Consider the following 2,052-nt stretch of genomic DNA (forward strand, 5'->3'; position numbering starts at 1 on the left):
AAGTCAAAGAAACAACCTCCTGCAAATGAAGACATTCGATCAAAAATTTTGGTACATATTTGTTCCTTTCCTTCTATTTATTATCCTAATTCTTTTCTTCCCGTATTGGTTAACCAGACCAACCAAAGTTGGGATAGATTTTTCCACAACTGGCAATATTGGAGACACTATCGGTGGAATTCTCGGCCCATTTATAGGATTAGCCGCAGCCGTTTTGACATTTTTTGCATTTTGGGTTCAATATAAAGCAAATGAGCAGCAAAAATTGGATTTAAAAATCGAACGTTTTGAAAATAAATTTTATGAACTTCTTCGGCTACATCAGTCAAACACCGAAGGAGCAACCATTAAAGATTTAACTGGTCGAAGGACATTTGTTCATATGTTTTATGAACTAAAATTCTGTTATTTGATTTGCAAAGAATTTTATGAAAATGCATCTATTCACGACAAACAAAATCATGATTACCAAAACATAAACTTGATGAGTTTTTCGTATAAAATTTTCTTTTACGGGATTGGCGTGCATTCTGAAAAACACTTTATACAATACTTAAGTAAAGGAGAAAAACATCTTTTTAATCCTATCAAAGATTTCCTAGAAAAATGCATTCAGGATAAATATTTAGAATACATGCAAAAAAACAAAGATGCAAAATATTACACTCATGGATTGCCTACTTCAGGAATTCCAAATGAAAAAACAATAGAATTTTATTATTTTCCGTTTGATGGGCACAATAGCAAATTAGGCCATTACTATCGGCATTTGTTTCAAACTGCAAATTTTGTAGTCGATCAAAAGATATTTAATGACAAAGAAAAATATAGCTATCTCAAAACGCTTAGAGCTCAGCTAAGTAATTATGAGCAGTTATTACTGTATTACAACTCGTTAGCGTGGTTTGACAAAGAATGGAGAACGCTGTTTACTAAATTTAGAATGATAAAAAATATTCCTATACCGCTCGCCGATTTTCATTTAACTCCTGAAGAAAATTATAAAAAAGAAATTGAAGAGCTTGATAAGAAAGGAATTTGCATTTTTGAATGGCATGAATAAGATGACCTGCAGGTAACCACCGCTAACCGCCATTGCCGCAATACATCAGGCATGAACGATTCAGTTTCCAGAAGCCACAAAACTGTGAATTTTTCTGCTTTGTCAAGCTAGAAAAATTCATCAGTTTTGTTACCTTTCCGTTCGGCAGAGCGAACGCGCTCCGAAAGGCGGCAACGCGCGTTTAGCGGCCTAACGTTGGTGGCTATTTCTGAAAACCGTACGAACCATGGAACAAAATTCGAAATTCATATGCAGTTCATGCGGAAAAGAACATGAAGAATGGCCTGCATTAGCTTTTTATTCGCCGGATAATTATGATGTTTTGTCAGAAGAAGACAAAAAAAATATTGCCGAGATTTCAAGTGACTTTTGCACAATAAATCATCCAAATCAAATTGACAGATTTATTCGCTGTACTTTACTTCAAAAAGTGAATGATCATTGTGAGGATTTACAATATGGTTTATGGGTTTCATTAAGTGAAAAAAGTTTTGAAGATTATAAAGCTAATTTTGAAAACGAAAATTATGAAACCCAATATTTTGGTTGGCTATGCAACGATATTCTAGGATATACTTTTGAAGAAAGTATTCCAACTACTGTAGTTACTCAAACTGGCGGGATTAGACCCGCAATATTTCCACATGAAAACTTCGAACATGAATTTGTAAAAGATTTTTACAATGGTATTTCAAAGAACGAAGCCGAGAGGAGAATTGCGGAAATGATTGATAGAACTTCGTCAAATGAAAAATCTAAAAAAGATTGGTGGAAATTCTGGTAATGAAACAGCCACCAACCGCCTATTCACGCCATTGCTGGCTGATGACTAAGTGGATCGTCCTGTTTCCAAAACTTCGTATATTCACATCGGAGAATACTCTCTCCGATTCGCCAGCAACGGCGCGAATAGGCCTAACGTTACAAGACATTCCAACCAAATCGGCAAATATTGTATCTTCAAGATATGAAACATTCGATTGTAGTTG

2 protein-coding genes are annotated in these 2,052 nt (G+C 34.8%); both read left to right on the forward strand.

The genetic code is table 11. The features are described 5' to 3' along the window. Positions 1–1,063, forward strand: a 1,063-nt coding sequence (locus tag HZF10_RS17620; RefSeq protein WP_217703405.1) for a putative phage abortive infection protein, incomplete at its 5' end; no start/stop codon positions are given. 226 nt (positions 1,064–1,289) lie between these two features. Next, a complete protein-coding gene (locus tag HZF10_RS17625; RefSeq protein WP_176007561.1) occupies positions 1,290–1,847 on the forward strand; it encodes a DUF2199 domain-containing protein in 558 nt (185 codons plus the stop codon). The last annotated feature ends 205 nt before the right edge of the window (positions 1,848–2,052 follow it).

Source organism: Flavobacterium agri, assembly GCF_013401995.1.
Lineage (GTDB): Bacteria > Bacteroidota > Bacteroidia > Flavobacteriales > Flavobacteriaceae > Flavobacterium > Flavobacterium agri.